The sequence below is a fragment of the Pseudomonas sp. NPDC078416 genome, assembly GCF_050268485.1.
GTDB lineage: Bacteria > Pseudomonadota > Gammaproteobacteria > Pseudomonadales > Pseudomonadaceae > Aquipseudomonas.
This window is the reverse complement of sequence record NZ_JBNNGV010000003.1, coordinates 191,912-209,479: the sequence shown is the minus strand read 5'-3', so window position 1 is coordinate 209,479 and position 17,568 is coordinate 191,912. Positions and strand designations below refer to the sequence as shown.

Here is a 17,568-nt window from a genome sequence, read left to right as displayed (position 1 = left end):
CGCGGTTCACCCCCGGCCTGTCATTACCGATCCCCCTATTTTCAGCGTTTATCGTCATCGGCCCGGCGTGCAGGATGCGTCGGATCCGAGCGATTTATCGCCACCGGAACAAGAGAGCAATCATGGGCGCACAGTGGAAGGTCAAACACAAAGAAGCGGCAGCCAACGCCAAGGGGCGTATTTTCGGCAAGCTGTCCAAGGAAATCATGATTGCCGCGCGCTCCGGCGCTGACCCCGACATGAACGCGCGCCTGCGTCTGGTGGTCGAGCAGGCCAAGAAAGCCTCGATGCCGCGCGAAACCCTTGAACGCGCCATCAAGAAAGGCGCTGGTTTGCTCGGCGAGCACGTGCACTTCGAGAAACTCACCTACGAAGGCTTCGCGCCTCACAAAGTGCCAGTCATCGTTGAGTGCCTGACTGACAACATCAACCGTACCGTGTCCGAGATCCGCGTGCTGTTCCGCAAGGGCCAGCTGGGTGCCGAGGGTTCGATTACCTGGGATTTCGATCACCTGGGCATGATCGATGCGGCTGCCGCATCACCCGAAGCGGACGCCGAGGAAGCCGCCATCGAAGCCGGCGCCCAGGACGTTGAACAAGGCGAAGAGGGCGTTGCGACGTTTTACACCGACACCACCGACCTCGACGCCGTGTGCAAGGCACTGCCTGAGTTTGGTTTCACCGTTGAATCCGCCAAGATCGGCTACCGCCCGAAAAACCCGGTCGAAGGCCTGAGCGAAGAGCAGATGGCCGAGGTCGAAGCCTTCCTCGAAGCGATCGACAGCCACGATGACGTGCAAAACGTGTACGTCGGTCTGGCCGGATAAGGCTGACTACCCCGGTCCCACAGGTTGCACGGCGTCCTCTGGATTGTGTGCCGCAGACACGGCCTGTGCGTTGCGCGGTTCTGACTGGCACACCGGGTGCGTTGTATGTGGCTGACTGGCACACCGGGTGCGTTGTATGTGGCTGACTGGCACACCGCGGGCTTTTAGTGGGACCGGCTTTAGCCGGGAATCCGTCGGTGGGCACACTGAGAAATCCAGGGCGTCGATGCTGGCCTCTTCCCGGCTGAAGCCGGTCCCACAGGTTGTGCGGCGTCCTCTGGATCGGGTCTCGCTGACACGCCCCCATGCATGCATGGTTCTGACTGGCACGCCCCGTGCGTTGCGCGGTTCTGACTGGCACACCGGGTGCGTTGTATGTGGCTGACTGGCACACCGCGGGCTTTTAGTGGGACCGGCTTTAGCCGGGAATGCGTCGGTGGGCACACTGAGAAATCCAGGGCGTCGATGCTGGCCTCTTCCCGGCTGAAGCCGGTCCCACAGGTTGCACGGCGTCCTCTGGATCGGGTCTCTCTGACACGCCCCCATGCATTGCATGGTTCTGACTGGCACACCGGGTGCGTTGTATGTGGCTGACTGGCACACCGCGGGCTTTTAGTGGGACCGGCTTTAGCCGGGAATGCGTCGGATGGTACGCCGCGAAATTGAGGGTGCTCATGCTAGCGTCTTCCCGGCTGAAGCCGGTCCCACAGGTTGCACGGCGTCCTCTGGATCGGGTCTCGCTGAAACGCCTCCATGCATGCATGGTTCTGACTGGTACGCCCCGTGCGTTGCGCGGGTCTGACTGGCACACCGCGTGCGTTGTATGGGTCTGACTGGCACACCGCGGGCTTTTAGTGGGACCGGCTTTAGCCGGGAAGGGGCCGGTCGTCACACCCAAGTCTTCAGGGTTTAAAACTGCCTGTCTATCTCCGCAAACCCGGGTCGCTGCATCACCTGCGCCTGCACGCAACGCTGCTCCAGCGCCCGTAGCGCCGCAGTCTGCGAATCGCTCTCCGGGCAGCAATCCAGCAATTCTCCCAGCAATACCCCGAACGCCCGGACTTCAATGCGTTCCAGCCTTCGTCCGGTTTCTTCATCCGGGTAAAACGCCGCCGCGCCGAAATCCCCCAGCAGGCTATCCCCATCCTCGTTCCAGAGGATGTTGTGACCGTACAGGTCGCCGTGGTTGATGCCATGGGCGTGCAAATGGGCGCACGCCGCTGCAATTCCGGCAGCCATTCGCTTCACGGTCGAAACGCTCAGCCGAGTGCCGACGTAAGTGTCCCGTGTGCAGGATTCCAGGGTCGGCGGGCGTGCGAGTGTCACGAAAGAACGCGAAATCAGCTCCATCACCAGGCCGCGAGCGCCCTGCGGATGGTCCTGAATCTGCCCGAGCACCGGAATCAGATGAGCATGACGGCCCGCCGCAATGCAGGCCTGCATCTCATTCAACGGCGAGCCGTCGCTGGTGACGTCGCCTTTGTACAGCTTCACGGCAACGTCCAGCGCCGATACGTCGGCATTCGGGCGCCACTGCGCTTGCTGAATCACTCCGGAAGCCCCTTCGCCCAGCACCTGTTGCAGCGCCAGTTGCGGCCACGGAATCTGCCGGATCGGCGCTTCGGTGTGGATGTCGTTCAGCGGATTGCCGGCAAAAGCCAGCCACGCGAGCGCCGGCATTTCCAGCAACCAGCGCGGTAGTTCATGGAGGTCGTTGACCGCGATCCGCACCAATTCCAGGCGCTGGCAGCGAGCCAGTGATTCCGGCAGTTGCCGCAGCCGGTTGCCCGCAAGCATGACCTTCTGCAAGTGCGCACAGTCGCCGATGGCTTCAGGCAGGTTCTCGATGCAGTTGTCGGTCAGCACCAGCGAGCGCAGCGAGGGTGGCAACGCGCTGGCGGGCACATCAGTGATTTCACAGGCCTTGAAGCCGACGAAGAACAGCTGCTCGCACAGGCCGAGGCATTCCGGCAGGCGGGTAAACGGGTTGTTGGAGCAGAACAGGATCTTCAGGCGCTTGAGACGGTGCAGGTCGGCGGGCAATTCGGTCAGCCGGTTGCCGCTGAGGTCCAGCACTTCCAGCGAATCGGCGAGGCTGAATATCTCCTCGGGGAATTCGACAAGGTCGGCGCTGAGGTTGAGCCGCGTGATGCCTGCCAGTTTGCCGGCACGCAGGTCTGCAAGGGTGTGCATGGGGGGAAGGGCGCCTGTGATCGATGGCCGTCCATGATACCCAGTCGTCGCGGCCGATGCTCGTTCGGCCGCGAGCACAAGTGGCGAAGGATCAGCTCAGGCAGCGATCCAGCAGCTGGTGCATGCGCTCAAGGGACGGTGCCGATTCGGCGTACAGAATGCGATAGACCATGGGCGCGACAACGGCATCGACCAGTTCATCCGCCGAAGGACTCTGTTCACCGCGGTCCCGGGCGCGGTCGATGATGATCTGCAGTTGATCGCGGACCATGTTCAGGCACTTGCCCGAGCAAAGGGTCGCGCTACTGGAAACCACGTCGCGCATCATCTCGCGGCCGGGCGCCGAATTGGTTTCTTCGAGATAGACCTCGACCCAAGTGCGCAGATCGTCGCGCAGGTTGCCGCAATCCACCGGCTCGTCGGGGCGCAGACGCTCGACAGCGGCGTCGGCCAGCAGGGAAGTCAGGTCGCCCCAGCGCCGGTAAATGGTGGACGGCGTCACACCGGCCCGGGCCGCAATCATGGGCACGCTGAGGGCCGAACGCTCCTGCTCCTGAAGCAGATCGCGAACCGCCGCGTGAATCGATGTCTGCACCCGGGCACTGCGGCCGCCGGTGCGAATGCCTTCTTTGATAGCCATGCTGCGGACCCTAACACAAAGTATTTGCTTTAAGCAGACGCTGCTCGCACACTGCTAAAGCTAATTAATAGCTTTTGTGGTGTGCTTTTTCGGGAGAGTGTACTCGTGTCTGATTCTTTGCAGAACCCGCAAGTCGATGGTCGGGGGCGGAGCCACTTGGGTTTTCTGGCTTTTGTGCTGCTGTGTTTCTTCGCCGCGTCCAGTGCGCCCACGCCGCTTTACCACCTCTATCAACAAGCGTGGGGTTTTTCCTCGGCCCTGTTGACGGTGATTTTCGCGGTGTATGCCCTGAGCCTGCTGGCGACGCTGCTGGTGTTCGGCTCGCTGTCCGATTATCTCGGCCGCCGCCCGGTGATCTTTATCGGGCTGCTGCTGGAGATCGTCTCGATGCTGCTGTTCATCGCCGCCACCGACGTCAGCTGGCTGATCGTCGCGCGAGTGCTGCAAGGCGTGGCGACGGGCATTGCAACCAGCGCGCTGGGTGCTGCAATGCTCGACAGCGATGCGCAGCAGGGTCCGCTGCTTAACAGCATCACACCGATGTTCGGCATGGCACTGGGCGCCCTCGGCACCAGCGCACTGGTGGAGTACGCGCCGCTGCCCATGGGCCTCGCCTATGGCTTGCTTCTCGCGGCGTTTGTGGGTCAGGCCATGTATCTGTTGCGGATCGCTGAAACGGTGACGCCGCAGCCGGGCGTGCTGAAAACCCTGCGGCCGCGGCTCGGCGTACCTGCGCAGGCGAGGGGCACGTTGTTGCTGGTGCTGCCGGCCGACATCGCCGCCTGGGCGCTGGGCGGATTCTTCCTGTCGCTGGCACCGTCGCTGCTGACGGCCGCGACCGGGTCGACCTCAGTCCTCAACGGTGGTTTTGCCGTTGCAGCGCTGACCCTCAGTGGCGCGATTTCGATCCATAACCTGCGTCTGCGCGCGCCCCGTCTGGCCTTGTTGGTGGGCTGCAGTTTTCTCGCGGTCGGGGTTTCAGTGATTCTGGCGGCGGTGAATCTGGGCTGGTTGTGGCTGTTCTTTACCGGCGCGGTGGTGGCGGGGATCGGCTTCGGTGCGAGTTTCCTCGGTGCCTTGCGGCTGTTGCTGCCGCTGGCCCACGCCCACGAGCGGGGCGCGTTGATGGCGGCCTTCCTGGCCCTGAGTTATCTGGCGTTCTGCATTCCGGCGCTGCTGGCCGGTGTGTCGATCAAGACGGCTGGGCTGGTGACCACCACCAATGTCTACGGTGGAGTGGTGGTCCTGCTGGCGGTGTCGGCGCTGGCCGGTCTGCTGATTCAGCAAGCCGGCCGGGCCAGGGCTGGCTGATTCGCGTTACCGGTTATGACGCAGAATCGAAAAATTCAGCGCCGAAGCGACGGTCAACCAGACCAGATAGGGGAACAGGATCAGCCCGGTAATGAGGTCCAGCTGGATCCCCAGCACGACCATGGCCGCCACCACCAGCCACAGCAGCAAGATGATGATCATGCCCGCCAGGATGCGATGGGCGCCGAAGAACACCGGCGTCCACAGGGTATTCAAGGCAATCTGCGCAGCCCACAACGCCAGCACGGTTTCGCTGCCGGGGATCAGTGTCAGGCGATAACCGGCCCAGGCCAGCAACAGATAGATGGTCGTCCAGGCCACCGGAAACAGCCAGTTGGGTGGGGTGAAACGTGGTTTTTGCAGCGACTCGTACCAGCTGCCGGGTTTGAAAATGATGCCGGTGCTGGCCGCCGCGCAGCAGGCGATGAGGTAAATGTAGAAAGTCATGTGGGGTCCTTTGCTGAAACCATTCGAAATGCAGGCCGTGGGGCCGTCTCGGCATTGGATACGTCTGCGCCGGAAAAATCCTGCGCGTGTGCACAGATTAACCACGCGGCAGGTGCGCCCGTGCCCAACCCTCGGCATCGGTGACCGCGATAGCGTGCTGGCCATTGAAGGTCTGCGCCACGTTCCACGCCACGCCTTGCCCCAGGGCGAACACCGCCCGGTACTTGCGCAGGTTGTCGTCGGGCATTTCCTCAAGGGCCGCACGTAACTGCTGCACGCTGGAGACTCGGCGCTCGAATGTCCGTCCGGTGACACGCTCAAGCAGGTCAGCCAGGTCGCCGTAGGTGAGGGTGTTGCCAGCGGTATACACCACTTGATTGATGAAATGCGGGCGGTGAAGCACGATGGCGGCGGTGAGGTTGCCGATGTCTTCCGGCGTTGTCACCGTGACCGCCGTGTCCAGGCTGCCCAGTGCATTGACCCGCCCGCCAGGCAGATCAACGACGCCGAACGCCGGATCGAACAGGAAGCTGGTGAACATGCCGGTGGAAATGATCAGCCATTCGGTTCGGGACTGAGTGCGCAGCAGGTCGCGCACATCCAGTTGCTCATCGAACAGGTCCTGTGGGCTGCCACGGCCGATGACGTCGTAGTCGACGCCGAACTGCCAGGGGACGTAGCGTCTGACCCCTGCGGCGAGGGCGGCCTGGGTCAGCTTGCGCTGAGTGCCGCGGCCTGCGGCGAATCCCACGCAGCTGATCACGGTGTCGTAGCGGCTGAGTACCGCAGCGAGTTCCTCCACCGAGGCGTCGGCAATGTCAGCCACTTCAATGGCCGCTCCAAGGGACCTGATCGCGGCGATTTCCTTTTGCTTTTCCGCGGAAGCGCTTTCGATACTGGCCTGGCGCAACAGCACGCTGATGCTCGCTGATTCGTCCGCACGGGCGGTGAGTCCTCGCAGCACGGCGAGGCCGAGTTCGCCCGCGCCCAGGACCAGAATGTGTGGTTTGACGTTTTGAATATCAGCCTGCATGGTGAGCCCCTTTTTGACGCACTTAACGTGAGGCTGGGGATCTTGTCATGGACATCGGCGGGCAAAAAGTAGGCACAGCGGTGATACCGAGCGGCCTGGATGCGCAGGAAATCGTGCGTCGGTCGCAGAGCGCCTGTCGGGCACTCAGCGACGATGAAGACGGCCTCAAGCGCGATATTCTCGGCCACTCCGGCAACCGATGGTCACTGGGTGTGGTGCATGCGCTGGGCGTGACCAGCCCATTGCGCCACGCAGAGCTCCGTCGCCAACTGCACGGCGTCACCCAGCGGATGCTCACCCACACCCTGCGCCAGTTGGAGCGCGACGGGCTGATCAGTCGTCATGACTTCGGCGAGAAGCCGTTGCGCGTCGAATACGCGCTGACCGAGCTGGGCATGGGCTTGCTGGTGCAGATGATTCCGCTGTGGACCTGGGTCATCGAACAGGCGGAGGGGTTTACAGCGGCGCGCCGACGCTATGACGCGGCAACGCTACGGCGCGCCAGTGAGGGACGCTGCGAGCCGTCCGATCAGGATTGATCCGCCAGTTGGCTGAGCCGTTCCTGCACGGCGTCGTCGAAGATCATGTACAGGGTTTCAACATCGGCCGGGCGCAGCCGTTTGCTGGTCTCCAGGCTAAGGATGAAGCTGATCTCCATGGCGGCCTCGCGTTCGAGGTCTTCCTTGGTGGTGGCGGCGTTCAACGCTCGCACCAGATCATCGATCGGACCCTGGATGGGTTTGGGTAGCCGAAGTGCAGCGATTCGCTCTTGGGGCATTGCTCAGTCCTGGGGGGTGTCGGGTTTGGCGGCGAACCGAAAGGCGTGAAGCCCTGGAGCCTCGGATCGGTGCGTATTGTGGCCGACTTACGGCGCAGATCCCACCAGAGAAACAAAATAGTGAAATGACAGCCCTTGCTCTCGCGCTTGCCTTGGGCGGCGTCAGTGCTTCCAGGTTTTCACTGTGTCGCACTTGCATCGGCTTCGTATCGCTCAAGTTACAAAGGCGTCCGCCGACACCCTGTTCAGGAAGTCTATTACTCACTTGAACAGGGAAGTGCCATGTCAGCGATTTCTTCGGTCACCTCATCCGCCCAGTTGATGCCGGTAGTCAAACCGGCGGCCGCCGTGGCGCTGAATGACAACGCTGCTGCTGGCAACACCACCAGCGCCACGCCATCGTCCGTCGTGATGCTCGGCCAGGACGACAAGGACAGCGCCTCTTTGGTCTACAACGTCCGGGGACTGATGCCTGACGCCAACGTACCCCCCGCCTGGGAGTACACTCGGCAGGACAAAGTCTCGCTGGCGATGATGGGCAATCTCAGCACTTCTGCCACAGCGGGTCGCTTCCAGGGCCTGGGCGCGACGCTGCTCAGTCAGTTGGCCCAGACCGGCCAGAATATTTCCCAATCGGTCCTCCGCTCGACGACCGGCAAAGCGCTGGAGCCTGCAGAGCTCGCTGCTGCTCAGGACCGCCTGCACAGTAATCCGGCCAACAGCATCAGCCTGACGTTGAAAACCGCCAGCGGCAAAACCATCGAGCTGAGCCTTTCCAGCCAGGACGACGGCCTGGCGGTGCAGGCCCAGGTGAGCGGCGGCAAGCTCAGCGACGACGAGCTGAATGTGCTGAATGCCATGGCGGACGGTTTTCAGTCGGCCATCGACGGCCTGACGTCCAAACCGCCGACACTGAAGCTCGACGCCCTGACGCAGTTCGACACCAAGACCTTTGCCTCCGTTGATTTGAAAACCAGCCTCAAGCTAGAAGACGGCAGCGCCCAGACCCTCGAATTGCACGCCGATGCCGATCAGCGTTCGGTGCGCATGAGCGGCGCGCTGGGCAATCTCGACCTGTCCGTGGACCTGAAAAACGCCGTCATTCGGGGTGACAGCGCTCAGCAGGCCAAAGCGCTGGACGGCTACGTCAGCCAGATCGAGGCGGCGCGCAAGCGTGGCGACGGCGATGCACAGTTGCTGTCGATGTTCGAGGACGCCTTCAAAACGCTGCACAGCCATTACCCGGACACGCGGGTGTCCTCGGCGCCGCAGACGATCAATTCGATCGAGCTGACCGACACCGATCACGGCCTGTTGACCGGGTTGGGCGACTTCAGCGCGTCGGTCAGCGAGAAAAGCGTCGAAGGCAACCCGGGCCGCCCCGGCGAGCTCGATTCCTTTGCCTACACCTTGTCGCAGAGCACCCAGTCCAAAGGCCGCGACCAGATGAATCGGACCATCGTTCAGGACCAGCAATCGCGCCTCACGGCCAGTTATCACAAGCCCCTGCCAGGCGGGCAAAAGCTGGCATTGAGCACTGATCCCACCACGCAGAATTACCTGTATTACCAGGTCAGCGATCAGGCGAGCAGCAAAACCAGCATCGGCTATAAAAAGGGCGAACTGGTCGATGCGACGCTGAGTCAGTCGGCCAGCCAGTCGACCCGCATTGCCAAGTACGTGATGGGGCGTCTGGAAAAAGAAACCCATACGCCGATCTCCACCTCCAAGACCCAGAATTTCCTCAGCGCGCTGCAGCAGGCCTTGCAACAGGACAAAGAGGCGAAGCAGGGCCGCGGGGCTTCCACGCTAAACGGCACCCTGGCGAGCCTTCATGCCAAGGTGTTGCTGCAGAGCGAGCCGTCGAAGCTGAATGGTTGATGCCGTAAGACCCTCGGTTTTGCAGCGTGACGCATGACGCCTTCCCGGCTAAAGCCGGTCCTACAGTCGCACGCGGTCGGTTAGTGGGACCGGCTTCAGCCGGGAAGGGGCCAGTAAGATCAGCCGCAGATTCTGGCCGTGCTCCGGCAGCGAACTGCTCTAAGTCCTTAACCTGACAAAACCCGAGCATCCGGCTATAAACAAGCGTGCTGCGCACCTTGCTGTCCCCAGAGGCTAAAAGCCCGGAGTGTTATCGATGATTGACCGTGAGCCACCGTATCCCCGTAAACCGCCGCTCAGTAATTCCCAAAAGCTCGCACGTCTGGCCGGTATTGGCCTGATCGTGCTGGTCGCCGCTGGCGCCTTCGCCTACGTCAATGGCAGCCTCGACCCACAGCGACTGACGCCGGCGCGTGTGGTTGACGTGTTCGAGCGCAACAACGGCGTACACCCCGGTTACCGTCGCAATCACCCGAAAGGCATCTGCGTTGCCGGCGTGTTCGAGAGCAACGGTGCTGCTGCCAGCCTGTCCAAAGCCGAAGTCTTCGCTAGCGGACGCACGCCAGTGATTGGTCGTCTGGCCGTGCCCACCGGCAATCCGTATTCCCCCGACAGCGGCGCGCCGCTGCGCAGTTTTGCCGTGCAGTTCACTCAGCCCAACGGACAGCAGTGGCGCACCGGCATGAACAGCATGCCGGTGTTTCCGGTCGGGACCCCCGAGGCCTTTATCGATCTGCAAATCGCCACCGGACCTGACCCCAGGACCGGCAAGCCCGACCCGGCGAAACCCCCGGCTTTCTTTGCCGCGCACCCGGAAGCCCAGCCGTTTCTGGCCTGGGTCAAAACCGCCAAGCCTTCGGCCAGTTTCGTCACCGAGACCTACAACAGCGTCAACGCATTCGTGCTGGTGGATGCCAACGGCAAGCGTCAACCCGTGCGCTGGAGTCTGGTGCCGGAAGCGACCGATGCGGCACCTGCGCCCGACGCCAAGGACTATCTGGACAAGGACCTCAGCGAAAGACTCGCCAGCGGCCCCCAACGCTGGAAACTGATGCTGACCCTGGCCAACCCTCAGGACCCGACCAACGACGCATCCAAAGCCTGGTCCGGTGAGCACAAGACCGTGGACGCCGGTACCCTTGTGGTCAATTCCGACAGCCCGCAGCTGAATGGTGACTGCCGCGACATCAATTACGATCCGCTGATCTTGCCCAGTGGCATTGAAGGCTCGGATGACCCGCTGCTCGCCGCGCGTTCGGCTGCCTATGCCGCGTCGTATATGCGTCGCACGAGTGAAGTCGATCAGCTCAAAGCCGAGCCCGCCCAGGAGAAACAGCCATGAGTACGCCCGTCAAGCATTTCGCCCCACTGGCGCGCCTGCTGCACTGGCTGATGGCCCTGATGGTTATCGCCATGTTGTTTATTGGCGCCGGCATGGTCGCGTCGGTGTCCGAGCGGCACGAGTGGCTGCTGAACCTGCACAAGCCCCTGGGCATCGCGATTCTGCTGTTGGTCATCGTCAGGATCATCGTTCGTGTGACCACTCAAACGCCGCCGTTACCGGCTGACTTGCCGGCTGTGCAGGCGCTGGCCGCCAAGCTGTCCCATTACGTGCTGTATGGGTTGATGCTGGCGATGCCGCTGATTGGCTGGGCGATGATTTCCGCCGCAGGGGATCCGGTCATGCTCGGCAGTTCGGTGCGGCTGCCGTCCATCGTTGCCGCCAACCCGGACACCTTCGCACTGCTGCGCAAGGCCCACGCCTACCTGGCGTACCTGTTCTTCCTGACGATACTGGTGCATCTGGCCGCCGCGCTGTTTCACGGCTGGGTGAGGAGGGATGAGGTGCTGGACAGCATGTTGCGGGGGAAATCGCGGGGTTGATGTCTGTTGTCACCGCAATCGACGCCATCGCCAGCGGGCACAAACCCGCTGGCGATGACGTTTCTACAGGGCACGAAATCTCAGCTCACGCCTCAGCGCAGTACCGAAACCATCTGTCCCAGCGTGGTCAGCACATCGCGGGCCAGCTGTTTCGAGCGCTGGCCTGACCAGCCGGTGATGACATCCGGCGCGTCATCATTGTCTTTGAACGGCATTTCCAGGGTCAGCGACAGGCACTGGTAGCGCTCGCCGACGCTGTTGCATGCCAGGTTCATGTTGGCCTCGCCCGGCGCCGATTTCGGGTAGCCGTATCGGCTCTGGAAGTCCCGGGTCAAGCCACCCAGCCGCGCGCGGAAATCCGCTTCCAGTTGCGCTTGCTGGTCGGTGTACCCCGGATTGCCTTCGCAGGCGGCGGTGAAGACATAGGGGATTTCTTCATCGCCGTGGACGTCGAGGAACATGTCCACGCCATATTTTTCCATCTGCGCTTTGACGAAGAACACTTCCGGGCTGAGCTCGGGGGTCGCGTCCTGCCAGGCGCGGTTGAGGTCCTTGCCTTGAGCGTTGGTGCGCAGATGCCCGTGGAACGAGCCGTCCGGGTTCATGTGCGGCACCAGGTACAGGTTCGCCGAGGCCAGCAAGGCCTGCAACTCAGGGTCGTTTTCCTGCAGCCGCTCGATGATGCCTTCCATGAACCACTCGGCCATGTGCTCGCCGGGATGCTGCTGCGCGATGATCCATATGTTGCGCTTGCCCGCAGCGCCGTCGCCCTTGCGCAGCAATGGAATGTCCCGGCCCTCGACACTTTTGCCGGTGGCCAGCACCTCGGTACCGGCCTTGTTCAACGCTTCGTTCACCAGCCAGTCGTGGCGCTCGCGGCTGTAGGGTTCGAAGTAGGCGAACCACACTTGGGGTTCGCTGGGCGTCAGCTCGAAGTTCAGCGCCTTGCCGTCGAACCGGCTCGGCACGCGGAACCAGGTTTTCTGATCGTAGGAGGCCACTGCGTTGTAGCCGGTCCAGGCGCGGTTATAACTCGACTCGCCGGCGTTGGTCAGGCTGAAGCCGTGGGCCTCGCCGATCTGCAGGCCGTCGACCTTGAAATGGAACCACTGGAAATGCGCGCTGCGGGTGTCGGGACGAATCGCCAGTTGCACCGCTTTAGGGTTACTGGCGTCCAGAACGACGATGTTACCGCTGTCGAAATCGGCGGAAATGGAAAGGGCGGTTTGAGTCACGGGAGCGTCCTGATTGCATGATCTACCATTACGAGGCCATCGGGAGGCAATCGACGCAGGTCTGATTGCCTCGCTGGGCTGTTATGACAATCACTTTACACGCATCAGGTTGAAGGGCAGCGACAGAATAGTTCGCCAAAGAGTCAGGGCTTGCCTCAGCTGTAAGCCTCGGCGGTGACCAGCAGGCCGCACAGCAGCATCGTCACCAGCAACCAGCCGAAATAGACGCGGGGTTTGCGCCGATGCCATCCGCTGGCCCCCATAATCGCAGCCGGAGCCTGCAGCGCGCGCCAGAACTGCTCGCTGTGCTGAAACGCCGCCAGGTGTCGTGGATCGGCGTCGAGCCAGTGACGAAACTCGATACGCTGGCTGGCCGTGGCTTGAGGGCTTTGCAGGTGCACGTACCAGCCCAGGGCCTGAAGCAGAACCGCCCGCGCCGGGTCATATTCGGCGGATTCGCTGACGCAATGCTCAAGCGCAACCGTCATGCAGCGCTCGATGGTGCGGGCGTCCACGTCAAGCATCTGGGCGATATCGGTGTAGGAAAGGTCGTCGAGACGGCTCAGCAGAAACACCTGTTGAACCCTGCGCGGCAGCCGCTGGAGGCGGCGTCGGTACAGGTCGGTTTCGGCGCTCGCGCCCAGGGCGGGCGACACGGGAGCGTTGGTTATCAACGAGTCGAGGAGCTGAGTCATGGCGTCTTGCTCACTGTTTAAATAGCGGCGGTCGCGGAAAACAACGTCGTGAATTCGGAATTTTTTACTGAATGTGTCGGTTTTTGACAGCGGCATCGGCCCATCGCTCGATCCATTTGCTATGATACGCGCCATCGAAAAGACAGATCACTGTCAAACCCTCTTCATTAGCCTGAAGACGCAACACCCGACCGAACCCAGACCCGAAAAGGGCATAAAAAAAAGACCCGGCTATAAGCCGGGTCAAAAACCGTGATTAGCCTGATGAGGAGATAATCCGGAAGCCGACCTAAGGCTTCTGGGTTACCAACCAGTCTCGCGACCGGTTGCGCTCAATAATAATCATTCCCATTTGAGAGTCAATGCTTTTTTCGCGCCTGAGCGAAAAGAGTTTTCCCCGTGGGCGGTTTTTGCCTTTGCCTCCCAGTCGATCGGCAGCCTAGTCGATCGGCAATTCTGTCGTGCGCTTCACCACACTCATCGCAATGTTCGAATGCGCCTCCTGCACATGGGGGCTTTGCAGCAGGTGGTCGCGCAGAAAACGCTCGTAGCTGGCGATGTCCTGCACCACCACTTTCAGCAGAAAATCCATGTCGCCGGCCATGGTGTAGCACTCCAGCACCTCGCGAAATCCGGTGATCGCCTCCTCGAACTCGGTCAGGTACTTGCGCCCGTGGCCGGACAGCTTGACGTCGACGAACACCGTCATGGTCAGCCCGAGCTTGGCCGGATTGAGCAGGGCGACCTTGCGCTCGATGACGCCTTCTTCTTCCAGACGATTGATGCGCCGCCAGCAAGGCGACTGCGAGAGTTCGACGCGCTCGGCGATCTCGGCGGCAGAGAGATCGGCGTCGTGCTGCAGCAGACGGAGGATCTTGCGATCGATGGGGCTGAGCTTAACCTGCATGAATTGACCCTTTTTTATTCTTGAACGGGAACGGGCATGCACGATATGAGCAGATTCACAGCGATTTAGGAAGAAAAAGCCTGCGCCGGGCAGGCAGTATTTTGTTTGTGACCGTCGGGCTGAACCGTCCTGACGGCGAGGCGCCAGCAAGGCTGCAAACGCCGCTGGCGCCGCATTCAAAACGCACTAATAAAAACAAAGGAGTGCCTGAATGTCCCTGGCTGATATTCGTCTGGACGATAAGTACCGACTCGCAACCGGCAATCTGTACCTGACCGGAACCCAGGCGCTGACCCGCCTGCCGATGCTGCAGAAGCAGCGCGACGAAGCCCGCGGGCTCAACACTGCCGGGTTTATCTCGGGCTATCGCGGCTCGCCGTTGGGCAACCTCGACAAGAGCCTCTGGGACGCCAAGGATTATCTCCAACAGAATGCCATCCATTTCCAGCCCGGCGTCAACGAAGAGCTCGCCGCGACGGCGGTCTGGGGCAGTCAGCAAGTCAATCTGTTCCCCCACGGCAAATACGACGGCGTCTTCGCCCTCTGGTACGGCAAGGGCCCGGGCGTTGATCGCTGCGGCGACGTGTTCAAACACGGCAACTCGGCCGGCGTCGCCGAAAATGGCGGCGTGCTGATCCTCGCTGGCGACGACCATGGCTGCAAATCCTCGACCATCGCGCACCAGAGCGAACACGCCTTCATCGCCTCGATGATCCCGGTGCTGAACCCCAGCAACGTCCAGGAGATCCTCGACTACGGCATCATCGGCTGGGAGCTTTCACGCTACAGCGGTTGCTGGGTGGCAATGAAAACCATCGCCGAAAACGTCGATTCCTCGGCCGTGGTCGAGGTCGATCCGCTGCGCATCCAGACGCACATCCCGGAAGACTTCCAGATTCCCGAAGGCGGCCTGCACATTCGCTGGCCCGACCCGCCCCTCGCTCAAGAGGCGCGGCTCAACACTTACAAAATCTACGCCGCCCGTGCGTTCGCCCGGGCCAACAACCTCAATAAAGTGGTCATCGATTCGCCGCAGCCGCGTCTGGGCATCATCACCACCGGCAAGTCGTACCTCGACGTGCGTCAGGCCCTGGAAGAGCTGGGCATCGACGAGGACCTGTGCGCGTCGGTGGGCATTCGCGTGCTCAAGGTCGGCATGAGCTGGCCGTTGGAGCCGGTCTCGGTGCACGGCTTCGCGGAAGGGCTGGATGAAATCCTGGTGGTCGAGGAAAAACGCAGCGTGATCGAGGATCAGCTCACCGGCCAGCTGTACAACTGGCCGGTGGATCAGCGCCCTCGCGTCGTCGGTGAATTCGACGAAGAAGGCCGTTCACTGCTGCCGAACCTGGCCGAGCTGACGCCGGCGATGATTGCCCGGGTCATCGCCAAACGCCTTGCGCCGATCTACAGCAGCCCGAAAATCGACGCGCGCCTGCAGTTTCTGGCCGACAAGGAAAAAGCCCTTGCTGCGCCGTTGTTCAGCACCCAGCGCACACCGCATTTCTGCTCGGGCTGCCCGCACAACACCTCGACCCGCGTACCGGAAGGCAGTCGCGCCCTGGCCGGCATCGGCTGTCATTACATGACCATCTGGATGGACCGGGAAACCGAGACCTTCACCCAAATGGGCGGCGAGGGCGTGACCTGGATCGGCCAGGCGCCGTTCACCGAAACGCCCCACGTGTTCCAGAACCTCGGTGACGGCACTTACTTCCACTCCGGGCACCTGGCGCTGCGGGCGGCGGTCGCGTCGAAGGTCAACATCACCTACAAGATTCTCTATAACGACGCCGTCGCCATGACCGGCGGCCAGCCCATCGACGGCGTCTTGCGCGTCGATCAGCTCAGCCGGCAGGTGTTCAACGAGGGCGTGCAGCGCATTGCCCTGGTCTCGGACGAGCCGGAGAAATACCCGAGCCGCGAGCAGTTTGCGCCGATCACCACTTTCCACCATCGCAGCGACCTGGACGCCGTGCAGCGCGAGCTGCGTGAGTTCAAGGGCGTGTCGGTGATCATCTACGACCAGACTTGCGCCACGGAAAAACGCCGCCGCCGCAAACGCGGGACGATGGTTGATCTGGACAAGCGCGCCATCATCAACCCGGCCGTGTGCGAAGGCTGTGGCGATTGCGGCATCAAGTCGGGTTGCCTGTCGGTGCTGCCGAAGGAAACCCCTGAAGGGCGCAAACGCGAGATTGATCAAAGCGCCTGCAACAAGGACTTCAGCTGCGTCGAGGGTTTCTGCCCAAGCTTTGTCACCGTGCATGGCGGCAAGCTGCGCAAGCCGCAGTTGCCCAAGCAGGCCCAGGCGTTCGCTGAGTTGCCGCAGCCGACACTGCCGAGCCTCGCCCAGCCGTACAACATTCTGCTGCCAGGCGTGGGCGGCACGGGCGTGACCACCGTGGGCGCGATGCTCGGATATGCGGCCAATCTGGAAGGCAAGGGCTGCAGCGTGCTCGACCAGGCCGGTCTGGCGCAGAAGTTTGGCCCGGTGGTCAGCCACATTCGTATCGCCGCGCGCCAGGAAGATCTGTTCGCCGTGCGCATCGCGGCCGGTGAGGCCCATCTGCTGCTGGGTTGCGACCTGCTGGTGGCGTCGGGCCCCGATGCCATTGCCAAGCTCAACAGCGCGAAAACCCATGCGGTGATCAACAGTCAGCAGACGCCGACCGCTGAATTCACCCGCAACCCCGATGCCGAGTTCCCGGCCGAAGCGATGATGCAGACCATTCGCGAAGCCGTCGGCGCTGAGAAAACGCACTTTGTGCAGGCGACCGACCTAGCGACCAAATTGATGGGTGACAGCATTGCCAGCAACCTCTTCATGCTGGGTTATGCCTTCCAGCTGGGGTTGATCCCGTTGACCTCTGCGGCCATCGAAAAAGCCATCGAGCTTAACGGTGTGGCAGTCAATCTGAATCAGCAAGCGTTCCTGTGGGGGCGTCGTGCAGCGTTTGACTTGCGAGCGGTGCAAGCCGCTGCCAGTCCACAGAGCCAGCCCACGCCGGACCCTGAGCACCTGACCCTGGAAGAGCGCGTCACGCGCAACGTCCACGGCTTGATCGCCTATCAGAATGGCGCGTTGAGCGAGCGTTACCTGACGCTGGTGAATCGGGTGCGGGATGCCGAAGCGCGGCTGTTCCCGGGCCAGCCCCCTGCGCTGACCGAGGCAGTGGCGTTCAACTACTTCAAGCTCTTGGCCTACAAGGACGAGTACGAGGTGGCGCGGCTGTACAGCAACGGCGACTTCACCCGTCAGCTGGAAGCGCAGTTCGAAGGCGATTACCGCATCGAGTTTCACCTGGCACCGTCCTGGCTGGCCAAGCGCGACCCGAACAACGGCACCCCGCGCAAACGCAGTTTCGGTCCGTGGATGCTGAAGGCGTTCGACGTGCTGGCGCGATTCAAATTCCTGCGCGGCACAGTGCTGGATCCGTTCGGGCGCAGCGTCGAGCGTCGTCAGGAGCGCGAGTTGATCGATGCTTACGTGGGGGACATCGAGCTGATCCTCGGCAACCTCAGTGCCAGCAATCGGCACACCGCGCTGAGTCTTGCGCGACTTCCGGAGCGCATTCGTGGTTACGGTCACGTCAAGGAAAGCGCCATGAAAGCGGCGGCACTGCAGGCGGCGCGGATGCGCCAGAGCCTGGTCAGTGGCGAGGTGGAAGTGCTGAAGTTGTATGAAGTAGCGGCGTAAAAACAATGAGGAGGTCGTTCAGGCCTCCTCATTTCACTGG

Annotated in this window: 15 protein-coding genes; 7 read left to right on the top strand and 8 right to left on the bottom strand. The window is 62.0% G+C overall.

Annotated features, from left to right (window positions below):
• Positions 1 to 122 precede the first annotated feature (122 nt).
• Positions 123 to 827 (top strand): YebC/PmpR family DNA-binding transcriptional regulator, encoded by a 705-nt coding sequence (locus ACQKEN_RS06410; protein WP_108119337.1) that lies wholly within the window; start codon positions 123 to 125, stop codon positions 825 to 827.
• Between the two features lie 909 nt (positions 828 to 1,736).
• Here ACQKEN_RS06410 and ACQKEN_RS06405 read toward each other — a convergent pair.
• Together ACQKEN_RS06405 and ACQKEN_RS06400 are read right to left on the bottom strand one after the other, a co-directional pair.
• Positions 1,737 to 3,020, bottom strand: coding sequence for a leucine-rich repeat-containing protein kinase family protein (locus ACQKEN_RS06405; protein ID WP_427684500.1), 1,284 nt, complete (start codon positions 3,018 to 3,020; stop codon positions 1,737 to 1,739).
• A 91-nt stretch (positions 3,021 to 3,111) separates the two neighbouring features.
• Positions 3,112 to 3,660 carry a TetR/AcrR family transcriptional regulator gene (locus ACQKEN_RS06400; protein ID WP_074883200.1) on the bottom strand — a complete coding sequence of 183 codons (549 nt, stop codon included), beginning with the start codon at positions 3,658 to 3,660 and terminating at the stop codon, positions 3,112 to 3,114.
• Between the two features lie 105 nt (positions 3,661 to 3,765).
• Here ACQKEN_RS06400 and ACQKEN_RS06395 point away from each other — a divergent pair, with 105 nt between their 5' ends.
• Positions 3,766 to 4,971, top strand: a complete 1,206-nt coding sequence (locus tag ACQKEN_RS06395) for an MFS transporter (protein WP_427684498.1) — start codon at positions 3,766 to 3,768, stop codon at positions 4,969 to 4,971.
• 6 nt (positions 4,972 to 4,977) lie between these two features.
• Here the strand turns inward: ACQKEN_RS06395 and tspO are convergent, their stop codons facing one another.
• Complete coding sequence (gene tspO, locus ACQKEN_RS06390) at positions 4,978 to 5,418, bottom strand: tryptophan-rich sensory protein TspO (RefSeq protein ID WP_133775055.1); 441 nt, start codon at positions 5,416 to 5,418, stop codon at positions 4,978 to 4,980.
• Between the two features lie 97 nt (positions 5,419 to 5,515).
• The gene (locus ACQKEN_RS06385; RefSeq protein ID WP_427684496.1) at positions 5,516 to 6,451 is read right to left on the bottom strand and encodes an aromatic alcohol reductase; all 936 of its coding nucleotides are present in this window, start codon (positions 6,449 to 6,451) and stop codon (positions 5,516 to 5,518) included.
• A 47-nt stretch (positions 6,452 to 6,498) separates the two neighbouring features.
• Between ACQKEN_RS06385 and ACQKEN_RS06380 the strand changes: the two genes are divergently transcribed.
• Positions 6,499 to 6,990, top strand: coding sequence for a winged helix-turn-helix transcriptional regulator (locus ACQKEN_RS06380; protein WP_427684494.1), 492 nt, complete (start codon positions 6,499 to 6,501; stop codon positions 6,988 to 6,990).
• Here ACQKEN_RS06380 and ACQKEN_RS06375 read toward each other — a convergent pair.
• Positions 6,981 to 7,229 carry a hypothetical protein gene (locus tag ACQKEN_RS06375; protein ID WP_427684493.1) on the bottom strand — a complete coding sequence of 83 codons (249 nt, stop codon included), beginning with the start codon at positions 7,227 to 7,229 and terminating at the stop codon, positions 6,981 to 6,983. The two genes, ACQKEN_RS06380 and ACQKEN_RS06375, sit on opposite strands and share 10 nt — an antisense overlap.
• Before the next feature lie 282 nt (positions 7,230 to 7,511).
• Here ACQKEN_RS06375 and ACQKEN_RS06370 point away from each other — a divergent pair, with 282 nt between their 5' ends.
• The 3 genes from ACQKEN_RS06370 to ACQKEN_RS06360 all read left to right on the top strand — a co-directional run bounded on the left by ACQKEN_RS06370 (position 7,512) and on the right by ACQKEN_RS06360 (position 10,994).
• Entirely contained in the window at positions 7,512 to 9,110 is a 1,599-nt protein-coding gene (locus tag ACQKEN_RS06370; RefSeq protein WP_427684491.1) for a lactate dehydrogenase, read from the top strand.
• 256 nt (positions 9,111 to 9,366) lie between these two features.
• On the top strand, positions 9,367 to 10,452 hold the full coding sequence (locus ACQKEN_RS06365) for a catalase family peroxidase (RefSeq protein WP_427684490.1): 1,086 nt from the start codon (positions 9,367 to 9,369) through the stop codon (positions 10,450 to 10,452).
• Positions 10,449 to 10,994, top strand: coding sequence for a cytochrome b (locus tag ACQKEN_RS06360; RefSeq protein ID WP_427684488.1), 546 nt, complete (start codon positions 10,449 to 10,451; stop codon positions 10,992 to 10,994). The genes ACQKEN_RS06365 and ACQKEN_RS06360 overlap by 4 nt, the downstream gene beginning before the upstream one ends.
• A gap of 92 nt (positions 10,995 to 11,086) precedes the next feature.
• On the opposite strand, the gene ACQKEN_RS06355 is transcribed toward ACQKEN_RS06360, so the two are convergent.
• The 3 genes from ACQKEN_RS06355 to ACQKEN_RS06345 form a co-directional block, all read right to left on the bottom strand.
• Entirely contained in the window at positions 11,087 to 12,229 is a 1,143-nt protein-coding gene (locus tag ACQKEN_RS06355; RefSeq protein ID WP_427684487.1) for a M14 family metallopeptidase, read from the bottom strand.
• Between the two features lie 155 nt (positions 12,230 to 12,384).
• Complete coding sequence (locus ACQKEN_RS06350; protein WP_427684485.1) at positions 12,385 to 12,924, bottom strand: DUF4880 domain-containing protein; 540 nt, start codon at positions 12,922 to 12,924, stop codon at positions 12,385 to 12,387.
• Between the two features lie 439 nt (positions 12,925 to 13,363).
• Positions 13,364 to 13,831, bottom strand: coding sequence for an Lrp/AsnC family transcriptional regulator (locus tag ACQKEN_RS06345; RefSeq protein WP_074883228.1), 468 nt, complete (start codon positions 13,829 to 13,831; stop codon positions 13,364 to 13,366).
• Positions 13,832 to 14,042: 211 nt separating this feature from the next.
• Here ACQKEN_RS06345 and ACQKEN_RS06340 point away from each other — a divergent pair, with 211 nt between their 5' ends.
• On the top strand, positions 14,043 to 17,528 hold the full coding sequence (locus ACQKEN_RS06340; protein ID WP_427684483.1) for an indolepyruvate ferredoxin oxidoreductase family protein: 3,486 nt from the start codon (positions 14,043 to 14,045) through the stop codon (positions 17,526 to 17,528).
• Positions 17,529 to 17,568 lie beyond the last annotated feature (40 nt).

What these genes read in the sequence shown, in the direction of transcription:
- ACQKEN_RS06400 (WP_074883200.1), bottom strand. Translation starts at nt 3,660, where the DNA reads ATGGCTATCAAAGAAGGCATTCGCACCGGCGGCCGCAGTGCCCGGGTG.
- ACQKEN_RS06345 (WP_074883228.1), bottom strand. Translation starts at nt 13,831, where the DNA reads ATGCAGGTTAAGCTCAGCCCCATCGATCGCAAGATCCTCCGTCTGCTG.
- ACQKEN_RS06360 (WP_427684488.1), top strand. Translation starts at nt 10,449, where the DNA reads ATGAGTACGCCCGTCAAGCATTTCGCCCCACTGGCGCGCCTGCTGCAC.
- ACQKEN_RS06350 (WP_427684485.1), bottom strand. Translation starts at nt 12,924, where the DNA reads ATGACTCAGCTCCTCGACTCGTTGATAACCAACGCTCCCGTGTCGCCC.
- ACQKEN_RS06375 (WP_427684493.1), bottom strand. Translation starts at nt 7,229, where the DNA reads ATGCCCCAAGAGCGAATCGCTGCACTTCGGCTACCCAAACCCATCCAG.
- ACQKEN_RS06380 (WP_427684494.1), top strand. Translation starts at nt 6,499, where the DNA reads ATGGACATCGGCGGGCAAAAAGTAGGCACAGCGGTGATACCGAGCGGC.
- ACQKEN_RS06370 (WP_427684491.1), top strand. Translation starts at nt 7,512, where the DNA reads ATGTCAGCGATTTCTTCGGTCACCTCATCCGCCCAGTTGATGCCGGTA.
- ACQKEN_RS06385 (WP_427684496.1), bottom strand. Translation starts at nt 6,451, where the DNA reads ATGCAGGCTGATATTCAAAACGTCAAACCACACATTCTGGTCCTGGGC.
- ACQKEN_RS06365 (WP_427684490.1), top strand. Translation starts at nt 9,367, where the DNA reads ATGATTGACCGTGAGCCACCGTATCCCCGTAAACCGCCGCTCAGTAAT.
- ACQKEN_RS06405 (WP_427684500.1), bottom strand. Translation starts at nt 3,020, where the DNA reads ATGCACACCCTTGCAGACCTGCGTGCCGGCAAACTGGCAGGCATCACG.
- ACQKEN_RS06410 (WP_108119337.1), top strand. Translation starts at nt 123, where the DNA reads ATGGGCGCACAGTGGAAGGTCAAACACAAAGAAGCGGCAGCCAACGCC.
- ACQKEN_RS06340 (WP_427684483.1), top strand. Translation starts at nt 14,043, where the DNA reads ATGTCCCTGGCTGATATTCGTCTGGACGATAAGTACCGACTCGCAACC.
- tspO (WP_133775055.1), bottom strand. Translation starts at nt 5,418, where the DNA reads ATGACTTTCTACATTTACCTCATCGCCTGCTGCGCGGCGGCCAGCACC.